This is a genomic window from Kaistia soli DSM 19436, assembly GCF_900129325.1.
GTDB lineage: Bacteria > Pseudomonadota > Alphaproteobacteria > Rhizobiales > Kaistiaceae > Kaistia > Kaistia soli.
Genome location: NZ_FQUP01000012.1, coordinates 1 through 19,059 on the forward strand (window position 1 = coordinate 1; position 19,059 = coordinate 19,059).

Here is a 19,059-nt window from a genome sequence, read left to right on the forward strand (position 1 = left end):
GTCCGGCTGCGTCTGCTGGACGATGCGGATCAGGTTGGTCGAATCCGTCATGTCGCCATAGTGCAGGATGAAGCGCGGATGGCTCTCATGCGGATCCTGGTAGAGATGCTCGACCCGGCCCGTGTTGAACGACGACGACCGCCGCTTGACGCCGTGCACGACATAGCCCTTCTCGAGCAGAAGCTCCGAGAGATACGCCCCGTCCTGACCCGTCGCGCCGGTGATCAGCGCCGTCTTGCCCGTATGTGAAACCATGAACTCTGTCGCCGCCCCGTAAAAGTTGAGCCGTCACTCGATGTGCCGATGAGCCCGCACGCCCATACGCTTTCACATGAAGTTATGAAGGTTTTATGTGGCAGTGCAACATAAATGTGCAGCCGCATCATAACCCGCGATGTCCCGCATGAACCCGCTCAGCCGCTTTCATACGCCGCCGCGACCGGCACCGCCAGCGCGCCACCGCCGCGATGAGCTATCCCCGCAATCATTGAAGACCTGACCAGCAGGAGCATTGGCGAAACTGAAGAATGGCACGCGTTGAAGATCTCGACCGACGACAGCGTCGTCTCAAGCAGGCGGCGTGCCTACCCACCCAGCCATGCTTGCCTGCCGGTCTGCGGGCGTGACGGCTGCTCGGGTGTCGCGGTCAGGAAAACCATGCCCCGATGCGGATATGAGCGTCCGCCTCGAAGGGTCGGCGCCGGCGCCAGGATCGGCGGGCTTGATCCGAAAAGATCGGCAACGGCCGGAAGCTTAGCCTTCCACCCGCTGCGGCACCCAGACATGGCGAAACTTGTGCTTCCGCCGCTGCTCCGGATGATCAGCGGTGACGGGCGCTGCCACCGTCTCGGCTTGAATGGAAGGCACGGGGAGCGTCTGCCCGGCTCCAGAGAGGGCCGCAGACGCTGCGAGCACCCGAACCGACAGCGCTGCCAGATTCGAGTTGGCATTCCGGTCGGGATGCAGCCATTTCAAGAGCCACTTTCTGTGGTCCTGGATCAGATCGGCCGGGGCTCCCGGGGGGACACCAAGCGTCCGACTCGGATCGGTCTCCTGTTCGAACAGGACGACGAGCAAATATAGCGTCGCGATTCGCATCAGTGCTGCTTGGTCGAGCCCCGTCCTCGCAACCGCATCGGCGCAGGATGTCGGGCAGCCTGCCGCAATCCTGATCACGCGGATGATCTCAGGCGGTAAAGGCGAGCGTCGAACGCTCTTTACGAGACCAGGCGACCGATAGAGCCGAACGGCAACCGTCAGCGCATCGTCCGGCTTGATCGCCGGAGCGGCAGCTTGCGTTGCGCCAGAAGCCAACGACCGCGTCGTCGGCGTTCGACTGCGCCGAACGTGAGGTCCCAGATAATGGCGCATTCTCGATTCCCACCCTCGCACCCGGTTGACTCCAGGTTGCGAGCGGAAACTAGCCGATGCGTGCCTGGACCGCCAGACCTCAGTCCCGCCCGCTTGCGACCTAAGCCGCTGGCAGCGAGGGCAGGTTGTCCTTGCCGTACCCGTAATAGTCGTAGCCGTAATAGGCGTAACCGTAGCCGGCCTTCTGGGCGTTGAACTTCGTCAGGATGCCACCGAGCATCTGGCTATTGGTCATGGCAAGCCGCTTCGTCGCGGCCTTGACGGTCTCCACCGGCGTGTCGCCGGCCGAGCAGACGATCAGCGTGCCATCGGCGACGCTCGAAAGCAGCAGCGCGTCCGCAAGCCCCATGACCGGCGCGCTGTCGACGATGATGAGGTCGAACGTGTCCCGGAACTCGGTCAGCAAGGTCAGCATCTTGGGGCTGGACAGGAGCTCGGCCGGGTTGGGCGGAATCGGTCCCGAAGTCATCAGCGACACGTTCTCGACGCCGCTTTCGCGAATGATCGCCTCGGGCTCCGCGCCGCCCGACAGATAGTTGCTGAGACCGAAGCTGTTTTCGATGCCGGCGACCTTGTGCAGCGACGGATTGCGCAAGTCGGCGTCGATGACGAGGATCTTCACGCCGATCTGGCCAAACATTCGAGCCAGCGTCATAACGGTCGTCGTCTTGCCTTCCGAGGGCCGCGCGCTGGTCACCACGAAATTCCTGGGCACACCGCGATCGGTCGAGAACTGAAGCGCGGTTCGCGCACTTCGGTAGGCTTCAGAGAGCGCTGAATGCGGATCGGCCAGCACGGACTGGACCGACTGATCGGCGGGCAGCATGGGAATGACACCAAGGACCGGAATGCCCAAGAGAGCTTCCATCTGGTCAGGCGTCTTGATGGTGTTGTCGAAGTACTCCATGCCCAATGCCGCGCCAAGACCGAGACCAATTCCAGCGATCAGGGCGAGCATCAAGTTGAGAGCAAAGCGCGGCGAATATGGGCTGCCCGGAAGACTGGCCGTATCGACAATGGACAGTCCGTTCGCGGAACTGCCGCCGATGACGCTGATTTCCTTGTAGCGCTGCAGCAAGCCATCATAGAGCGTGCGGTTGGTGTCCGCCTCGCGCTGGAGCATCGTATATTCGACGCTGCGGTTACGGGTGTCGATCAGCTCGGCGCGCGTGGCATCGAGGTCGGAGGCCAGCGCCTGTTCGCGCTGAACCGCGAGCTCATAGGTCGAGCGAATCGTGTTCTTGATCTTGTCGACTTCCTCCGCGATCTGCTGATCGGTGTCGTCAATGCGGGCCTTCAGCGCGACCATGACCGGGAAGCCCGGCTTGAAGGTCAGTTGCTTCGATTCGTAATCGGCAACCAGCTGCGAACGCGATGCCCGAAGCTGATCGATGATCGAGGGCGCCTGGGATCCACTCGACGTATTGGGGATGTCGGAATAGTCCTTCACATCCTTGACCTGCAGCCACAGCTGCTCTGCATTGGCGCGGTCAACAGACGCTTTTCCTAGGGCCGTGTTGAGATCGGCGAGCTTCTGAGAAAGAATTGTTTTCTGGTCGTCGAGCGTCACCAGCTTTTCGCGGTCCGCATAAGCAACGACCTTGCGCTCAGAATCCTCGAGCTTCAGCTTCACCTGCTGCAGCTGATCCTCCAGGAACAGGCGCGCATAGGTCGTCGCGTCGAAGCGGCGGTCGAGATTGGCCTTGATAAAGCCGGATGCGAGAGCATCGGCGATGCGCTGCGCCCGGCGCGGGTCGGAATCGCTATAGGTGATGGTCAGGAGCCGAGATAACTTGACGACCTTCGCCGAGGTGTTCCTGATGACCGTGGCAATTGCAGTCTTCTTTCGGGACTCGAGCGACCGCGGCTGCTCGGCGGGGGAACCGAAAATGAGTGCCTTGGCTCGCGCGACAAGCGAGCGATTGACCGGAGCCACGAAGCTCGGATCGTCAGCCAGTTTCAGATCATCGACGACGCGCTCAGCCAGCGATCGGCTGCTGATCAACTCGACATAAGTCGCGATCTCGGCTTGGTCGTTGGTTGGCTGCTGAGCATCGAGCGACTTGTCGCTCATCACGTTGACGGTGTCGGACGACGTCTCGATCGTCACATCCGACATATAGAGCGGGGTCGCCGTCAGGGTCGCGATGATGCCGATCACCAGGCAGGCGCAAACAATGCCGCCGATGATCAGCCGGTGCTTCATCACCATCCGGAACAGCCGGACGATGTCCAGTTGGAACTTGTCGGCATGCGTGTCGACCGGCGCAGGCCCGTAGACATTGCGCGACAAAGCCGTCGAAGCGTTAGCCGGCGCCGAGGAAGCGCTCCACGTCGTCACCGCCTTGTCCGACCTTGGGTCCGCGCTCATCAAATTCTCCCGAGAATCAGTCCCAAGTAGTAGCTAAAGCGCTGCCGCGAACGAAGCCGCGGGAATCGCCGACAGGAAATCCGTCCACGCCGAGCGTACGCCCGAAACCGGAACAACGATCGTGTCGCCGCCATAGACAACAGGGTCCGCCGCCTGGCCCTTGCGGATTTGAGCGACATTGAATCGTGCCGCCATCCGCTTGCCGTCGATCTGGCGGAAGATCACAACATTGTTTGGATCGGCCTGCCGAGGCATCCCGCCGGCCAAAGCGATATATTCAAGCAAGGTGGCGCTGCCCGAGGCGACCGGGAAACTGCCAGGCTTCGCGACCGAGCCGTCCACCGTGACCTTCTGGCTGTTGAACCCCGTCACTTGGACGGTGACCTGCGGCTGCTGGAGGTAGGAAGCGGCCAGCTTGGCCGTGATTTCCTTCTGCACATCCTGCACCGTCCGACCGGCGGCCCGCACGGAGCCGATCAGCGGCAGGGCCAGCGACCCGTCGGAGCCGACCTGGAACGCGCCGGAGAGGTCGGGCACCTGGAACACCACGATGTTGAGCGTGTCGAGAGGACCGAGCCGGTACTGCGCCGCCGTCGGCGCCGCATTGTAGTTTGGCGCCGGCAGCTGACCATTGCTGACCATCGGAGACCCGGCCGCCATCGCACCCGAAGAGCCGCCGGAATACTTGTTCGCGAGCGCCTCGTTCGACGGCGAAGAAACCGATGAACAGCCACCCAACAGAGCAACGAACAAAACAACCGCTATGGAAATCCGGACGGTCACTGAAACTCCTGTCGCGCAAAGCTGAAGGTTGGCCGCGCTGCTGAGATTCACTATATCAGTCGCGCCTCATGACGCAATGCGGGATGATCCCGCACTGCACCATACGGCCAGACAATTCTACGACGTCCGACTATGCCAACCAAGACCTAGACGAGCCAGAAAACTCTTCGGGGCGCCGCTTCTGGCGGCATGCTGGACGGCGTGTAGCGCCGGCATTCTCTCGGGCGGCAGATTGTCGATGATCACCTGAGGGCGCGTCAGTGTCATGTGGACACTTTCGGCCTCGCCGAGGCGCTCCGCGATCTCATCGCGCGCTTCAGAAAGGTTGGGCGGCCGGCCGGTCAGGTTGTGAGCGTCCGTTGAAACAACATGGACCAGCCCCTCATCGAGCATCTTGTCGGCCCAGCGCTGCACGCGCCGTCCGAACCGGCCCGTGACTGACCCTGCCGTGATCTGCACGATCACGCCCATGCGCACGAGCCGCTCCATCATCGCATAATGCGTCTCGATCCAGGATAGACGCTCCGGATGCGTGAGGATGGGCACATAGCCAGCCGACATGATTGAAAAGATGTTGTCCTCGAGCCTCGGCGGCGGAACGTGATGCGGCGGCTCGAACAGGAAATAACGTGAGTCATTGAGAGAAGGGATGCGTCCCGATTTGAGGCCCGACACCAGCTCGACGTCCATGTGGACGTCGGCGCCGATCGCCAGCTTCAGATCGATACCCTCGTCGGCGAGTCGCGCCGCGAGGATGGCCATACGCTCTTCGATGATCGTCCGGTTGTTATTGTAGACGCCTGGCATGATGTGCGGCGTGCAGGCTGTCATCGTGATGCCATCGGCAACGGCCGCCCTCGCCATGGCGATCGAAACTTCGAGGTCAGTAGCGCCGTCATCGATCCCAGGCAGCAAATGACAATGTAGGTCGATCAAACAGCCAACTCCTGCAATCACGCGCGCGCAACCATTCTCGAAGCTCCTCGTGAGGCCACCCTGAAGGCGGGTATCGGCGCGGGCGCGACGCAACCGAACTCTGCCGAGAAGGCACCGACGAATATAAGCTTCTAATCAAGTGGAATTATGGCTGAATTGCGCCGCACAATATATATCGCGATGCAGCATCGGCATCAAGGCCCCTGTGCTGCTGCAAGGAGCGGCGCTACGGCCGCAGCCTTCGGACGCAGCCGATCGATGACCTTGGGCAGCCGGGTCATCGCTTCCTCTCGGGTCATGCCCGCCAGAATGTCGCGATCATAGACAGCCGAAAGGAGGTACCAATCGAACAATCCGAACGTCCCGACGTCATTGTCGTCGTTATAAAGCGAATATGGCAGCTGATCACTGTCATTGGCCGGCCCGAGTGCCTGAGTCAGTTCCTCGGCGAGGCAGCTTGCGAATGCCTTGTCGCCCCGATCTGCCAACACGAAGACATAGGCGCGGTCGAGCACGCCGGTGGTGCGGTTCCACATGATCGTCGAGCAGCGGCTGCCTTTGAGGAACGAGGCCTGCTCGCCCTTCGGCAGCGCGTCGGTGATTACGCGGCGATAGTTCGACCGATCGACGAGGAACAGAAAGATTCTCGCCTTGTTCGGATCATCCGTCATCGCGATCTTCAAATTGGGAATCGTCCGCGACAGCAGCCCGACAAACGAACGGACCTCGCCTTCACGCGAGGGAGCGGAGCTGCTGTCGAGCACCAGCACGCCGACGGGATCGACGAATTTGTTGACATACTGGCCCGCCTCCGCGCTCGATTTCGGTCCCTCACGCCCGAACACCGTCAGCGTGAAACCGCGCGTCAGTTCGGCGGTGCTGTAGTCGGCTGGGGGCCGGATGGCGGCTGGACCGGCAAGGGCCGTGGCTGGCAGGAGCGCGAGCGCGAGCAATACGAAAGACCGACCGAACTGCCGGAGGCGCGCCAGGAGAAATACGGGAATCGAGGTGAGGTGATGTGCCAACATGCGATCTGAATTCCGCGACAGATCCCTGTTATCGGCGGCACCTCTCGTCGGCGCAAGCAGCGGCGCCGAGCGCCCATGCTTGGCGCTATTGACCCACCGCCGCGCGGCGACTAGGTTCCGCGCACTTTCGCGCAGGTCCCTGACGAGCCCGTAGCTCAGCCGGTAGAGCACGTGACTTTTAATCATGGGGTCATGGGTTCGAATCCCATCGGGCTCACCAGGACCTCCGCGACGTCCGCCGGAATCGGTCGCCACTCATGGCGACCGTGCCGCGATCCTGCCGGCTAGACAGAAAGGCCCTTTCGGGCAATGCTGCGTCGCACAAGTCCACGCCAAAGCATTCATTCAAGGAAGGGTTGCTGTCGATGACCGAGTTTTCGCTCTCGAATCGGCGGGTGTATGTCGCCGGGCATCGCGGGATGGTCGGGTCGGCCGTCGTCCGCCGGCTTGAGCGCGACGGCGTCGAGGTCGTGACGGCGACCCGTGAGGAAGCCGATCTGCGCGACCCCGCGGCGGTCACCGCCTTCCTGAAGCGCACCAAGCCGGATGTCGTGGTCGTCGCTGCAGCCAAGGTGGGCGGAATCCTCGCCAACGACACTTATCCGGCCGACTTTCTCTACGAAAATCTCATGATCGAGGCGAACCTCATTCACGGCGCCTTCACGGTCGGGACGGACAAGCTGCTATTTCTCGGCTCGTCCTGCATCTATCCGAAAGTCTCGCCGCAGCCGATCCCCGAAGACGCGCTGCTGACCGGCCCGCTCGAATCGACCAACGAGTGGTACGCGATCGCCAAGATCGCCGGCATCAAGCTTTGCCAAGCTTACCGCAAACAGCACGGCGTCGACTACATCTCGGCGATGCCGTCGAACCTCTACGGGCCGAACGACTATTTCGACCCGCAGAAGAGCCACGTCATCCCTGCCCTGCTCCGCCGCTTTCATGAGGCCGAGCAGCGCGGCGACGCCTCGGTCACCTGTTGGGGCACCGGCACGCCGCGGCGTGAATTCCTCTATGTCGACGATCTCGCCGACGCCTGCGTCTTCCTGCTGCAGAATTACTCCGGCTACGAGCATCTCAATGTCGGCACTGGCTCCGACATCACCATCGCCGAACTCGCCGACACGGTCCGCCGCGTCACCGCCTTCAAGGGCGAGATCGAGTGGGACAGGACCAAGCCGGACGGCACGATGCTGAAGCGCATGGATGTCGAGCGCATCAACGAGCTCGGCTGGCATGCGACGACCTCGTTCGAGGACGGCCTCTCCAAGGCCTATCACTGGTTCCTCGAAAACCCGATCCGCACCTGAGGGCGCACCGTTCAGGCGGACGTCCGGTCGTCGCCTGAGCGTATCGCCGTCAGTGGCGCGCTGGTCTGGCAAATCCGAAGCCCGGCCTTGGTGTAACGGTCGAGCTTCTCAGTCAGAGGACGAGGCGGCGATCGCTTGATCCGCCGCCGCTGCTCGTCCCCGGTCACGCGGCAAAGACTGCCCGGACGACGGTCTCCGCCTCAGGAGGCGTCACCACCGTCGCTGCCCTTGCGCCGCCGATCGATATCCTCGAGCACGCGCACGACAACGTCGCCCATGGCCTTCATCCAGATCTCGAGATCGACGCGATTGGGTTCGCGGTTGGGAAGGTCGAGGCCGAAGCCCGGCTGATAGAGCACGTGCCCGTCCGACTCGGCGATCCGGACCGTACCGAGCGGCTTCGGCAATCCCTTGACCACAAGATCCAGACCGAGATCGACCTTGCGCAATTCGATCCGGTTGCCCGTGCGCTGCGCGGCTTCTTCAAGCAGCCGCCCCGATGAAAGCTGGTCGGCTGCGGCATGAAGGCGGCGGATCTTGGGATCGGCAGCGGTGACTGGCGCAGTCTCTGGCGGCAGCACAGGCGCTTCTTCGACCGTTTCGCCCTCATCGTCCGAAAATGCCTTAACAGGCTCATTCGCATCGTCGGATGGCTCGACCTCATTGGCCGCAGCAGCCTGCCGGCGTCCAAGCCCTGGCAGGCGGAACCGCCACAGGAATCGTCCGGCCAAACCCTGTTTCGGCTCCGCGACGTCCCGGTCCTCCCGCAGATCGGCGCCGTCCTCGAAATCCTCCTCGATCCATTCCGGCTCGTCATCGCCTGGTTCGGCAGTGTGCTCGTCGGCCGCGACCCGCTCTATGTCAGGAGCGGCTTCCACGGGCCGCTCGTCCTCGGATTTCGGCGCTTCGGACGATTTTGAGAACTCTGCCGGAGAAACCGATGGAGCCTCGATCGCCGGGACGGGTTCGGGTTGCGAAGGCTGCGGCGCGGCTAGACTGGCCTTCGCCGCAGACGCGATCATGTCCTCGAAGGACGGTATCGGCGCCTTGATCGTCTCCGCAGCCTCAGCCACGGGTGGCACAGCCAGGATCGGCTCACTCGAAACGACGAGGGATTCCTCTTTCTGTCCTGCAGCCATCGGCGGCGCCGATGGCTCGACCGAAACTGGAACTGGCGCCGGGGCGGGGGCCGAAGCGGGCGGCTGACGCCATGGCGGCGACGGTCGATCGGCCCTCGGCGCCTTTTCTGCGACGTCCGTGTCGAAACTGCTCTTCGTCGCCGGCGGGACTTTCTTCTCAGCGGCAGGCGCCGGCATCTCAGGAACGCCGCGGGGACCTGCCTCCTGATCGCGCTCTACGTCAGCTGCATTGATCAGGGATGTAAGCCGGTCATCCAACAGAATCAGAAGCCGGGCCGCCTCGTTCGCGTTCAGATCCTTGATCAGCGCATCCATCGCAGAATGGAGCATCGAGTGGATCTTCCGCAGCTCCAGAAGATGTGCTTCGGAGGCTCTCAATTTCGACACTTCAGGTGCGTCTCCGCGGCCATAGGGAACAGCAGTGGCGTCCGTCATCGCACGCCCTTTGCCTTGTGCCCTCACTTGAACCCGACCTGCCTGCGAAACCTATCGCAATGCTGGAAGCGTTGCGCAACGGGCATCGGCCGCAAAACACGAATTGTGCGGCGTTTCGCGCCAGAGGCAGTCGCGCGATCGGCTGTCGGCTGGGTCGCACTCTTTCCCGAACGTCGCCATCGACCAAGCCGGAAGCCCGAATCGCCGATAGAAGTCGACTGGAAAACGCTGCGCCGTGACCGCGAACGAAGGCTTGGACCTTCTAGCCGATAACCCTGGACAGGATTTTTGCGACGCCATAAGGCATCCAGGCTGGCACACGGCGGTAAGGGTGCCCTTTGGGCAGGCTCAAGCGCTGCCGACGCGCATTGCGCGCTTCAAATTGGGCGCGCCTTGCGCTCATCGGCAGCGGAAACTGACTGACGGCAGGATCAAATGGCCGTACGTCGCCCATCGAACGCTCCAAATACGGTTGCCGGCCGCCCCCCGACCCGATCAACTGTCGAGAGTTTACCGGGATGGATGGTCAAGTTGGATGGTGGATTTGTATCGAATGATTGCTGCCTGCCCTGCCGCTGATCGCTGCCCGGGTTTGAGCCTGCAGTTAGGGGTATCGTGACCGAATCCAGTTTCGAATGGCGGCTGTGGCTGCTCCTGGCCGCCATTCTCATCGATGGCCTTGTCGGTGATCCCGACTGGCTGTGGCGGCGGGCGCCGCATCCGGTTGCCTGGTTTGGTGGCCTCATCGGCTGGATCGACCGATCCTTCAATGCTGCGCCGCCGGCAGCGGGCGACCAACGCGCGGAGGCGCTACGCCGCATCGCGGGCGTCATCGCCATCATGGTGCTCGTCGCGATTGCCGCGGGCGCCGGCGTCTTGATCGAGGCCATGCTGGCGCGCTGGACCTATGGTTTCATTGCCATACCGGTCATCGCATCGATCTTCCTGGCGAGCCGCAGCCTCTATGATCACGTCGCTCGCGTCCGCGACGCCTTTGCCGAAGGCACCCTCGCTTCGGCGCGCGCGGCCGTCTCGATGATTGTTGGCCGCGACCCGAACAGCCTCGACCGCGCCGGCATCTCGCGGGCCGCCATCGAATCGACAGCCGAGAACTTCTCCGATGGCTTCGTCGCGCCCGCGCTGTGGTTCGCGCTTCTCGGCCTGCCCGGCCTCTTCGCCTACAAGATGATCAACACGGCCGACTCGATGATCGGCCATCGCAGTGAGCGTCACCGTGCCTTCGGCTGGGCCTCGGCCCGACTGGACGATGTCGTCAACCTGCCGGCCAGCCGCCTTGCCGGCTTTCTCATCGTGATGGCGGCGCCGTTCGTCGGCGCCTCGATCGGCACCGCCTTCGTCGTCATGCTCGACAACGCCCGCAAGCACCGTTCACCGAATGCCGGCTGGCCGGAGGCGGCCATGGCCGGCGCTCTCGATCTGGCGCTGGCGGGTCCCCGCCGTTATGGCGCTGAGGTCGTCGAGGATCCCTTCCTCAATCCAGCCGGACGAACCGATGCCGAACCGGCGGACATCACCCGAGCCCTGAAAGTCCTGAAGGTCGCGACGATCCTCGGCGCGACGCTCACCGTCATCATCGCGCTGTGGCTGCGATCGTGAGAATGGCCCCGATGTCGAGATGCGTCTCGAGATGATCGGCGAGCCGGTCGAGCACCGCGTCCACCTCGGCCTCATAGTCGAGTTTTGACGGCGCCGCCCCGATGGAGCTGAGGAAATCGCGGCGAAAGGCATCGGCCGAGAAGAGGCCGTGCACATAGGAGCCACGAACGCGTCCATCAGGCGATATGGCGCCCTCGCCGCCGTCCGGCCCGATCAGCCAGGGTCTTCGGCGATCCTCGCCATCACTGTGGCCGAGATGGATCTCATAGCCGCTGACGGCGAGGTCGGACCCCGCCTCATGCCCGGCAAAGGCGGTTGTCGTCTTGTCATCGCCGAGCACGGTATCAACCGCGAGCAGGCCGAGCCCCTCTGCGATCCGCGTTCCGCTTTCGATGCCCTCAGGATCGGCAATGCTGCGGCCGAGCATCTGATAGCCGCCACAGAGACCGATGACCCGGCCGCCTCGGCGGTGGTGGGCGAGGATATCGACGTCCCAGCCCTCAGTGCGCAGGAAGGCGAGATCGGCGATCGTCGATTTCGAACCGGGGAGAATGATGAGGTCTGCAACGGGGATCGCCTCGCCCGGCTTGACCAGCACGAGTTCGACGCCCGGCTCCTGCGCCAGCGGATCGAGGTCGTCGAAATTGGCAATGCGCGGCAGCAGCAGCACGGCGATGACGCAGCCCTTGCCGTCCGGGCGCGAACGGCCAAGGTCGAGGATGTCCTCCGCAGGCAGCCTCCCAGCCTCCGCGAACCACGGCACGACGCCGAGCCCTGGCCAACCCGTCGCGGCCGTGATCGCCGTCAGCCCGGCATCGAACAGCGTCGCGTCGCCGCGCATCCGATTGATGAGGTAGCCGGCGATACGGTCACGATCGGCGCGCGGCAGCACGGCGCGCGTCCCGACAAGGCTGGCAATGACACCGCCGCGATCGATGTCGCCGATGAGAATCACCGGCAATCCCGCTGCCTCGGCAAAGCCCATATTGGCGATGTCGCCAGCGCGCAGGTTGATCTCGGCCGGACTGCCGGCGCCTTCGACGAGGACGATGTCGGCGTCTCGCGCGAGACGTTCATAGCTGTCGAGGACGAAGGGCAGCAGCTCGGCCTTCCGGCTGCCATATTCGCGCGCCCGCATCGTGCCAAGGCGCCGGCCCTGCACGATCACCTGCGCGCCAATCTCGCTCTCGGGCTTGAGCAGCACCGGGTTCATATGCACGCTGGCCGGAAGCCCGGCCGCGCGAGCCTGCAGCGCCTGCGCCCGGCCGATCTCGCCGCCATCCGCCGTCACCGCGGCGTTGTTGGACATGTTCTGCGGCTTGAACGGCGCGACCGTCATCCCGCGCCGCGCCAGCAGGCGCGCGAGGCCGGCGACGATCGTCGACTTGCCGACATTCGACCCAGTGCCCTGGAACATGACGGCGCGGGTCATGGCTTCTGACGGCTTCCGCGCCTCAAAACTCGATGCCCTTCTGCGCCTTCACGCCAGAGCGGAAGGGATGCTTGATCATCTCCATTTCGGTGACGAGGTCGGCGATCTCGATCAGGGCGTCCGGCGCATTGCGCCCCGTGATGACCACATGCACATAGGTGGGCTTCTCGGTGGTGAGAAAGTCGATCACTTCCTGGACCGGCAGATAGTCGTAGCGGAGCACGATGTTGAGTTCGTCGAGCAGCACGATGTGATGCGCGCCGCCGCGGATCAGGTCCTTGGCGGTTTCCCAGGCATGCCGCGCAGCGGCGATGTCGCGCTGGCGATCCTGCGTCTCCCAGGTGAAGCCTTCACCAAGCGTGTTGATTGAGACCAGATCGCCGAAACGCTCGAGCGCGAACCGCTCGCCCGTCTCCCAGGCGCCCTTGACGAACTGCACGACGGCGACCGGGAAGCCGTGTCCGAGGGAGCGGAAGACCATCCCGAAAGCGGCCGTCGATTTTCCCTTGCCCTTGCCGGTGTGAATGATGATCAGCCCCTTTTCGACCGTCTTGGTCGCAAGGATCTTGTCGCGCACGGCCTTCTTCTTCTTCATCTTCTCGGCGTGGCGGGCATCGATATCAGGGGCGGCGGGTTCGTCCGTCATGCTGTCGTCTCCAAAAGCGCGGGCCGTGCCGAGAGCGCGGCGAGGCGGGCGCGCGTGCTATTGCGCAGCGGCGACCAGAGGCCGCGCGCGATCGCGTCCTCGAAGCGCGCCGCCATCCCGGCCAGCGCCGCCGGATTGGCATCGGCGATGAAGTCCGCCACCCGCTCATCGGCGAGATAGGCATTGTAGAGCGCATCGAAATGATGATCGCCGACCGCGTGCGTGGTCGCGGCGAAGCCGAACAAAAGATCGACGGTGGCCGCGATCTCGAAGGCGCCGCGATAGCCATGGCGCATCGCGCCGTCGATCCATTTCGGATTGGTGGCACGCGCCCGGACGACCCGGCCGATCTCTTCCGAAAGCGGCCGGATGACCGGATTTTCGGGCGTCGAATGATCGCCATGATAAAGGCGAGGCGCGTTCCCGGAAATCTGTTCGGCCGCCAGTGCCAGTCCACCCTGGAACTGGTGATATTCGTCGCTGTCGAGGATGTCGTGCTCGCGGTTATCCTGATTGTGCAGGACAGCATCGACGGCGCCGAGACGGGTACGAAGCTCAGAACTCGCCGCCCTGCCCTCCGCGCCGCCGCCATAGGCGTAGCCGCTTGCGCCAAGAAACGCCTCCGCGAGGTCGGCGCTGTCGGTCCAGATGTCATGGTCCATCATCGCCTGCAGCCCGGAGCCATAGGCCCCCGGCCGGCTGCCGAAGATGCGCAGCGCATCGCCCTCCCGCCGCCTTGCGGCCGCGATCGGGTTGGCGTCGTCGGGCTCGTCCCGTTCCGCCACTGCGCGGATCGCCGAATCGATCAGATCGATCTGCTCGGGAAAAGCATCTCGGAACATGCCGGAGATACGCAGCGTGACATCGACGCGCGGCCGCTTCAGCTCGGCAAGCGTCAGCACGCGAAAGCCGGTGACGCGTCCGGTGCCCGCTTCCCACACCGGTTCGGCACCGATCAGCGCCAGCACCTGCGCGATGTCGTCGCCGCCGGTGCGCATGTTCGCCGTGCCCCAGACGGTCAGCGCGATGGCCCGCGGCCATGCGCCCTCGTCCTGCATATAGCGCATCACCAGCGCTTCGGCCGAACGGCGCCCGATCCGCCAGGCGGCCTCGGTCGGCACGGCGCGCGTATCGACCGAGAAGAAGTTTCGTCCCGTCGGCAGCGCATCCGGGCGACCGCGCGAGGGCGCCCCCGCCGGCCCTGGCGACACGAACCGTCCGTCGAGCGCCGTCAAGACCGCGGACATCTCGCTGGCGCCCGAATTGCCGAGGGCCGGGGCCAGGTCGTCGACCATCCAATCCAGCACCGCTTCGGTCGCCGGGCCGAAGCGCGGGGCCTCATCACCTTCGCGCTGCGGATGGGCCGCGAGCGCCTCGCGCGCAAGCTGTAGCGCCAGCAACTCGATGCGCTCCGCCGTGTCACCGGCGCTGCGCCAGACTGCATCTGTGACCGCCGCCAAAGCCTGAGGACGTGGACCGCTCCAGAAGGCAGCATGATCGGGCGCCAGCGGGTCGAAATCACTGAGGTCGAGATCCGCGGCGATGGCGCGGATGAGCGAGGCATCGGCCGGGCGTCCGCCCGAACGGGGAATGCGGGCGATCGCCGCCATCGTGCTGGCCAGCGCTTGACCCGCCGGACTCTCGCCGAACACATGCAGGCCGTCGCGGATCTGCAGTTCCTTGATGTCGCAAAGATGGGCATCGATTGCCCTGAGCGCCTTGGCGGGATCGCCTGCGCCGATCTCTAGATCGCGGTCGATGCCGTACCGCGCGGCGCGATCGAGAATCTCGCGCTCGAGATCATCGCGGCGGCGGGGGTCGGCGCCGAGCGCCAGATGATATTCGTCGATCAGCGTTTCGAGTTCGGCGAATGGGCCATGCGCCTCGGCGCGCGTGATCGCCGGCATGAGATGATCGACGATCACCGCGGCGCTGCGGCGCTTCGCCTGCGCGCCCTCGCCGGGATCGTTGACGATGAACGGATAGATGAGCGGCAGCGGCCCCAGCGCGGCCTCCGGCCAGCACGCCGCCGAAAGGCCGATCGCCTTGCCCGGCAGCCATTCGAGATTGCCATGCTTGCCCACTTCGACCACAGCGTCGGCAACGAACACGCGCCGAAGCCAGGCGTAAAAGGCAAGGTAGTGGTGTGGCGGCGGCAGCGCCGGATCGTGATAGGTCGCCTTCGGATCGACGCCATAGCCCCGCGCCGGCTGCACACCGACCACGATGTTGCCGAAGCGGCAGATCGCAAGTCGGAAAGCCCCATCGACAAAGGTCGGATCCTGCTCCGGCGCGCCCCAGCGCGCGGCGAGCTCCTCGCGAAGCGCCTCCGGCAGCGCGTCATGAAAGGCGCGGTAGTCCGTCAGCGAAATTGCGATCTGCTCGGTGCCGGCGGCGCCCGCCTGAGCCTGTTCCAGAGCCGCCATCAAGGCGCTGCCGGTCTCCGGGAAACCAGCCAGACCATAGCCTGCCGCGCGCATCGCCGCCGCGATGCGAACCGTGCTTTCGGGCGTATCGAGGCCAACGCCATTGCCGATGCGTCCGTCGCGGCCCGGATAATTGGAGAGGATGATCGCGACACGCCGCTCGGAAGCCGACTTGCGGCCGAGGTGCACCCAGCGCGACGCCTGCGCTGCCACGAAGGCGATACGCTCGCGATCGGCGTGATAGGCGACGATCCGGCTGTCGGTGACGCCATCGCGCGGCAGTTCCTCCTTGAACGACACCGGCCGCGTCAGGATGCGCCCGTCCACCTCGGGCAGCACGACGTTCATGATCATGTCGCGCGGCCCAAGACCCCGCGCCGACTGCGCCCAGGCATCACGGGTCGTCCCGGCAAAGACGATCTGCAGCACCGGCCGTCCCGGCCGATCGAGCACCGTCGGCTCCGTGCGCCGGCCGGGCTTCGAAAGGGCGAAGGCGGTGCCATTGATGACGATATCGGGCGGGAGCTCCTCGGCGAGTCGCCTGAGATAGTCAGCAGCCTCGGGATTTTTCGGGCTGCTGACGAAGGCGGCGCGCGCGGAAATCCCCTCCGCGTCCAGCGCCTCGATCAGCGCGTCCACCGGTCCGGTCGAACCGCCTTCGATCAGCGCGCGGTAGAACACGATCAGGGCCAGCGGCCTGCCATCCGCGCCATCATGATGCAGCCCCGCGACGGGCAGCGGTTCAGCCTCGCCCGGCCGTACGCCAAAGCCGACGAGATGACGGGCGAGCTGCAGCGCGCGATCGATATTGCCGGGGCCGCCCGCGACCGCTGCCCGCCAGAACTGCCGGCAATCTTCAAGCGGAACGGTGCAATAGGCCTCCAGCGCCGGATCCCAACGCTCGTCGCCGCCCGGAACAACGATGAGCCGCGGCCCGCCGCCGCGCGAGAGGGCTCGCAGCGCTTCCAGTCCATACGGCCAGTAGCCGGCGCTGCCGATAAGCCGCAGCACCACCAGCTTGGCCTGGGAGAGCGTCTTCTCCAGATAGAGATCGACCGAATAGGGATGGCCGAGCCGCATCAGATTGGCGAGGCGAAGGCTGGGCCCCTCGCCGATCCGCCCGGCCGCAGCCGCGAAGGCGGCCAGTTCCGAATCGGCCGCCGAGATGAACACGATTTCGCCAGGCGTCTGGTCGAGGTCGACGGCCGAACTGCCATCGTCGATCCGCTCCGTTTCCCCGGCGACGAGATGCATCGCCTCAGCCCAGCGCCGCTTCGATGGCGGCGCGGTCGAGGCCACGCTCGCCGATCACGACCAGCCGACCCGCTTCGCCGCCGGCGGCAAAATAGGTCTCGACACGCGGGCCGACGGCTTGAACGACGGCGGGCAGCGGCTTGCCGGTCACGCCGGCCCGGCCCTTGATGCGTAGAACGCCGGGTATGGCCATGGCCCGGGCAACGCTGGCTCCGAGCGCCTCGATCGAGGCAGCGACCGGCGCCCGCACCGTGAAGCTGTCGAAATCGTCGTGATCGTGTTCTTCGCCCTCGAGATCATGATGGCTCTTGCGCGCGAACGCATCGTTCTCGGCAGCGGCGCCAATTCCGAGCAGCACCTCGGCCGGCAACACCCCCCTCTCGGCACGAACGCTGCGCGCCGCGGGTCGAGCCTCGCGCCTGACCACGGCTTCGACCTCGGCAAGCGCGGCCGAATCGATCAGGTCGGCCTTGGAGAGCACGATGAGATCGGCGCAGGAAAGTTGATCCTCGAACAGTTCTTCGATCGGATCTTCATGATCGACTGAGGGGTCGGCGATACGCTGCGCCGTCACGGCCTCTTCATCATGGGCGAAGCGACCCTCGGCGACAGCAGCGGCGTCGACCACCGTCACGACGCCGTCGATGGTGACGCGGTGGCGCACCGACGGCCAGGTGAAGGCGCGCACCAGCGGCTGCGGCAGCGCGAGGCCCGACGTCTCGATGACGATATGCTCCGGCGCAGGATCACGGGCGAGCAGCATCTCCATCGTCGGCAGGAAATCGTCGGCAACCGTGCAGCAGATGCAACCATTGGTGAGTTCAACGACCGTATCCGGCTTGCAGTCATCATCGCCGCAATCCGACAAAAGGCCGCCATCAAAACCCATGTCGCCGAACTCATTGACGATGAGCGCGATTCGGCGGCCGTTCGAGCGGGCGATGAGATTGCGGATCAGCGTCGTCTTGCCGGCGCCGAGAAAGCCGGTGACGATCGTGGCTGGGATGCGGTCCGTCAAAGCTGGAACTCCGGAGCGGGTTTGAGGCGCAGCGGCTGGCCGGCTGCGACGAGGATGACTTGGGTTGCCACGGCGGCGACCGTCTGGTTGAGACGCCCCTGTGCATCGGCGAAGCGCCGCGCCAGGGCATTGATCGGCACGATGCCCGCACCGACCTCATTGCTGACGAGAACGACCGGCCCCTCGGCCTTCGCGAGGAACGCAGCAAGCGCCCGCCCCTCCGCTTCGACGTCGCGCTCCGCCTCGATGAGATTGGAGAGCCAGAGCGTCAGGCAGTCCACCAGCACCACGGCGTCCGAGGATACAACGGAGCCCAGCGCCGGAACGAGATCGCGCGGCTCCTCGATCGTCGTCCAGCCAGCGTCGGCGCGCATCCGTCGATGGCTCGCGATCCGCGCGGCCATCTCGTCATCACGCGCTTCGGCCGTCGCCACATAGATGGGCACGAGCCCCGTACCGAGCGCCATGCGCTCGGCAAACCGGCTCTTGCCGGAACGGGCGGCGCCGATCACCAGCGCCGTCCGCTGCGGCAGCGCGATGCTCATCCGGCCGGGCGCGAGAGGCGCTGGTAGAGCCAGGCCGAAGAGAGCCCCGCCAGCGACCAGAGCAGCGCGCTCGCCACCAGCGAGGCAACGACGAACTCTGCCCCAAGCGCTGCCGGATAGGCTGCCTCCAGCGTCGGTGGCGGCGGCGCGCCGATGACATGCGGCACGATGGCGATCATGACGCCGAGCAGCTTGAGAAGATAGAAGCGCGCAAAGACCACGAGGGCCAGCGCGATGGCCGAGGCACCAGCCGTGCCGAGCCACCAGAGCTGGCGCGAGCCTATCTCGGCCGCGGCCGTTCCCGGCAATTCCGGCGCAAGACCGAGCGCAGGCAGAAGGCTTGCTGCGAAGAAGCCGCCTAGGCCCCACAACACGCCGCGCCGTGCATCGATCGGATCACCCTTCAGCGTCATGACACCGAGCAGGATGGCGGAAACGGCAACCCCCATGAGGAGATTGGCCAGAAGCGTATAGGCCGAACGCTCGAAGCCATCGGCGGGCTGCCAGGCGCCCTCATCATGATGATGCGCCTCGCCGGCGGCGGCGGCGCCATGATCATGTCCCGCCATCGTCGACATGGCCGGAACCGGCGCGGTCTCCGGAGCCGGCGCCGGGGCCTCCGCCGCCTGCTCGTAGGTTTCGCCGTGCAGGATCAGCGGCTCGGTCGTGAGAAATTGCACGCCGGTCAGAATGACGCCCACGAGCAATCCAGCGCCGAAGGCGCTCAACACAATTGATTTCAACATGA

General features: G+C 64.9%; 16 protein-coding genes and 1 tRNA gene. 4 read left to right on the forward strand and 13 right to left on the reverse strand.

Annotated elements, in window-relative coordinates; all coding sequences use genetic code 11:
* From BUB39_RS24430 to BUB39_RS24445, 4 genes are all read right to left on the reverse strand, one after another.
* On the reverse strand, positions 1 to 255 hold a 255-nt coding region (locus BUB39_RS24430), incomplete at its 3' end, for a GDP-mannose 4,6-dehydratase (protein WP_139251614.1).
* Positions 256 to 753: 498 nt separating this feature from the next.
* Positions 754 to 1,098 (reverse strand): J domain-containing protein, encoded by a 345-nt coding sequence (locus tag BUB39_RS25345; RefSeq protein ID WP_139251615.1) that lies wholly within the window; start codon positions 1,096 to 1,098, stop codon positions 754 to 756.
* Between the two features lie 373 nt (positions 1,099 to 1,471).
* The gene (locus tag BUB39_RS24440) at positions 1,472 to 3,742 is read right to left on the reverse strand and encodes a GumC family protein (protein ID WP_073058682.1); all 2,271 of its coding nucleotides are present in this window, start codon (positions 3,740 to 3,742) and stop codon (positions 1,472 to 1,474) included.
* Between the two features lie 33 nt (positions 3,743 to 3,775).
* Positions 3,776 to 4,384: a polysaccharide biosynthesis/export family protein gene (locus tag BUB39_RS24445; RefSeq protein WP_175561952.1), complete on the reverse strand. Its 609-nt coding sequence runs from the start codon at positions 4,382 to 4,384 to the stop codon at positions 3,776 to 3,778.
* On the opposite strand from BUB39_RS24445, the gene BUB39_RS25610 reads away from it, so the two are divergent.
* Entirely contained in the window at positions 4,374 to 4,550 is a 177-nt protein-coding gene (locus BUB39_RS25610; protein WP_175561953.1) for a hypothetical protein, read from the forward strand. The two genes, BUB39_RS24445 and BUB39_RS25610, sit on opposite strands and share 11 nt — an antisense overlap.
* 92 nt (positions 4,551 to 4,642) lie before the next feature.
* Here the strand turns inward: BUB39_RS25610 and BUB39_RS24450 are convergent, their stop codons facing one another.
* Positions 4,643 to 5,461 (reverse strand): tyrosine-protein phosphatase, encoded by an 819-nt coding sequence (locus BUB39_RS24450; protein ID WP_073058684.1) that lies wholly within the window; start codon positions 5,459 to 5,461, stop codon positions 4,643 to 4,645.
* Between the two features lie 194 nt (positions 5,462 to 5,655).
* Entirely contained in the window at positions 5,656 to 6,489 is an 834-nt protein-coding gene (locus BUB39_RS24455) for a DUF2927 domain-containing protein (RefSeq protein ID WP_073058685.1), read from the reverse strand.
* Between the two features lie 144 nt (positions 6,490 to 6,633).
* Here BUB39_RS24455 and BUB39_RS24460 point away from each other — a divergent pair.
* Positions 6,634 to 6,709, forward strand: a tRNA-Lys gene (locus BUB39_RS24460).
* A gap of 145 nt (positions 6,710 to 6,854) precedes the next feature.
* Positions 6,855 to 7,799, forward strand: a complete 945-nt coding sequence (fcl, locus tag BUB39_RS24465) for a GDP-L-fucose synthase (protein WP_073058740.1) — start codon at positions 6,855 to 6,857, stop codon at positions 7,797 to 7,799.
* Positions 7,800 to 7,999: 200 nt separating this feature from the next.
* On the opposite strand, the gene BUB39_RS24470 is transcribed toward fcl, so the two are convergent.
* A complete protein-coding gene (locus tag BUB39_RS24470) occupies positions 8,000 to 8,938 on the reverse strand; it encodes a hypothetical protein (protein WP_139251617.1) in 939 nt (312 codons plus the stop codon).
* Between the two features lie 1,050 nt (positions 8,939 to 9,988).
* Here BUB39_RS24470 and cbiB point away from each other — a divergent pair.
* Positions 9,989 to 10,990: an adenosylcobinamide-phosphate synthase CbiB gene (gene cbiB / locus BUB39_RS24475; protein ID WP_139251618.1), complete on the forward strand. Its 1,002-nt coding sequence runs from the start codon at positions 9,989 to 9,991 to the stop codon at positions 10,988 to 10,990.
* Here the strand turns inward: cbiB and BUB39_RS24480 are convergent.
* From BUB39_RS24480 to BUB39_RS24505, 6 genes are read right to left on the reverse strand one after another with little or no spacing between them, the layout of a single operon-like run.
* On the reverse strand, positions 10,965 to 12,422 hold the full coding sequence (locus BUB39_RS24480) for a cobyric acid synthase (RefSeq protein ID WP_073058688.1): 1,458 nt from the start codon (positions 12,420 to 12,422) through the stop codon (positions 10,965 to 10,967). The genes cbiB and BUB39_RS24480 overlap by 26 nt on opposite strands.
* Before the next feature lie 22 nt (positions 12,423 to 12,444).
* Positions 12,445 to 13,068 carry a cob(I)yrinic acid a,c-diamide adenosyltransferase gene (gene cobO / locus BUB39_RS24485; protein WP_073058689.1) on the reverse strand — a complete coding sequence of 208 codons (624 nt, stop codon included), beginning with the start codon at positions 13,066 to 13,068 and terminating at the stop codon, positions 12,445 to 12,447.
* Positions 13,065 to 16,793 carry a cobaltochelatase subunit CobN gene (gene cobN, locus BUB39_RS24490; RefSeq protein WP_342169732.1) on the reverse strand — a complete coding sequence of 1,243 codons (3,729 nt, stop codon included), beginning with the start codon at positions 16,791 to 16,793 and terminating at the stop codon, positions 13,065 to 13,067. The genes cobO and cobN overlap by 4 nt, the downstream gene beginning before the upstream one ends.
* Positions 16,753 to 17,766, reverse strand: a complete 1,014-nt coding sequence (gene cobW / locus BUB39_RS24495; protein WP_073058690.1) for a cobalamin biosynthesis protein CobW — start codon at positions 17,764 to 17,766, stop codon at positions 16,753 to 16,755. The genes cobN and cobW overlap by 41 nt, the downstream gene beginning before the upstream one ends.
* The gene (gene cobU, locus BUB39_RS24500; protein ID WP_073058691.1) at positions 17,763 to 18,311 is read right to left on the reverse strand and encodes a bifunctional adenosylcobinamide kinase/adenosylcobinamide-phosphate guanylyltransferase; all 549 of its coding nucleotides are present in this window, start codon (positions 18,309 to 18,311) and stop codon (positions 17,763 to 17,765) included. Before cobU ends, cobW begins: the two co-directional genes overlap by 4 nt.
* Positions 18,308 to 19,057, reverse strand: coding sequence for a CbtA family protein (locus BUB39_RS24505; protein ID WP_073058692.1), 750 nt, complete (start codon positions 19,055 to 19,057; stop codon positions 18,308 to 18,310). Before BUB39_RS24505 ends, cobU begins: the two co-directional genes overlap by 4 nt.
* Positions 19,058 to 19,059 lie beyond the last annotated feature (2 nt).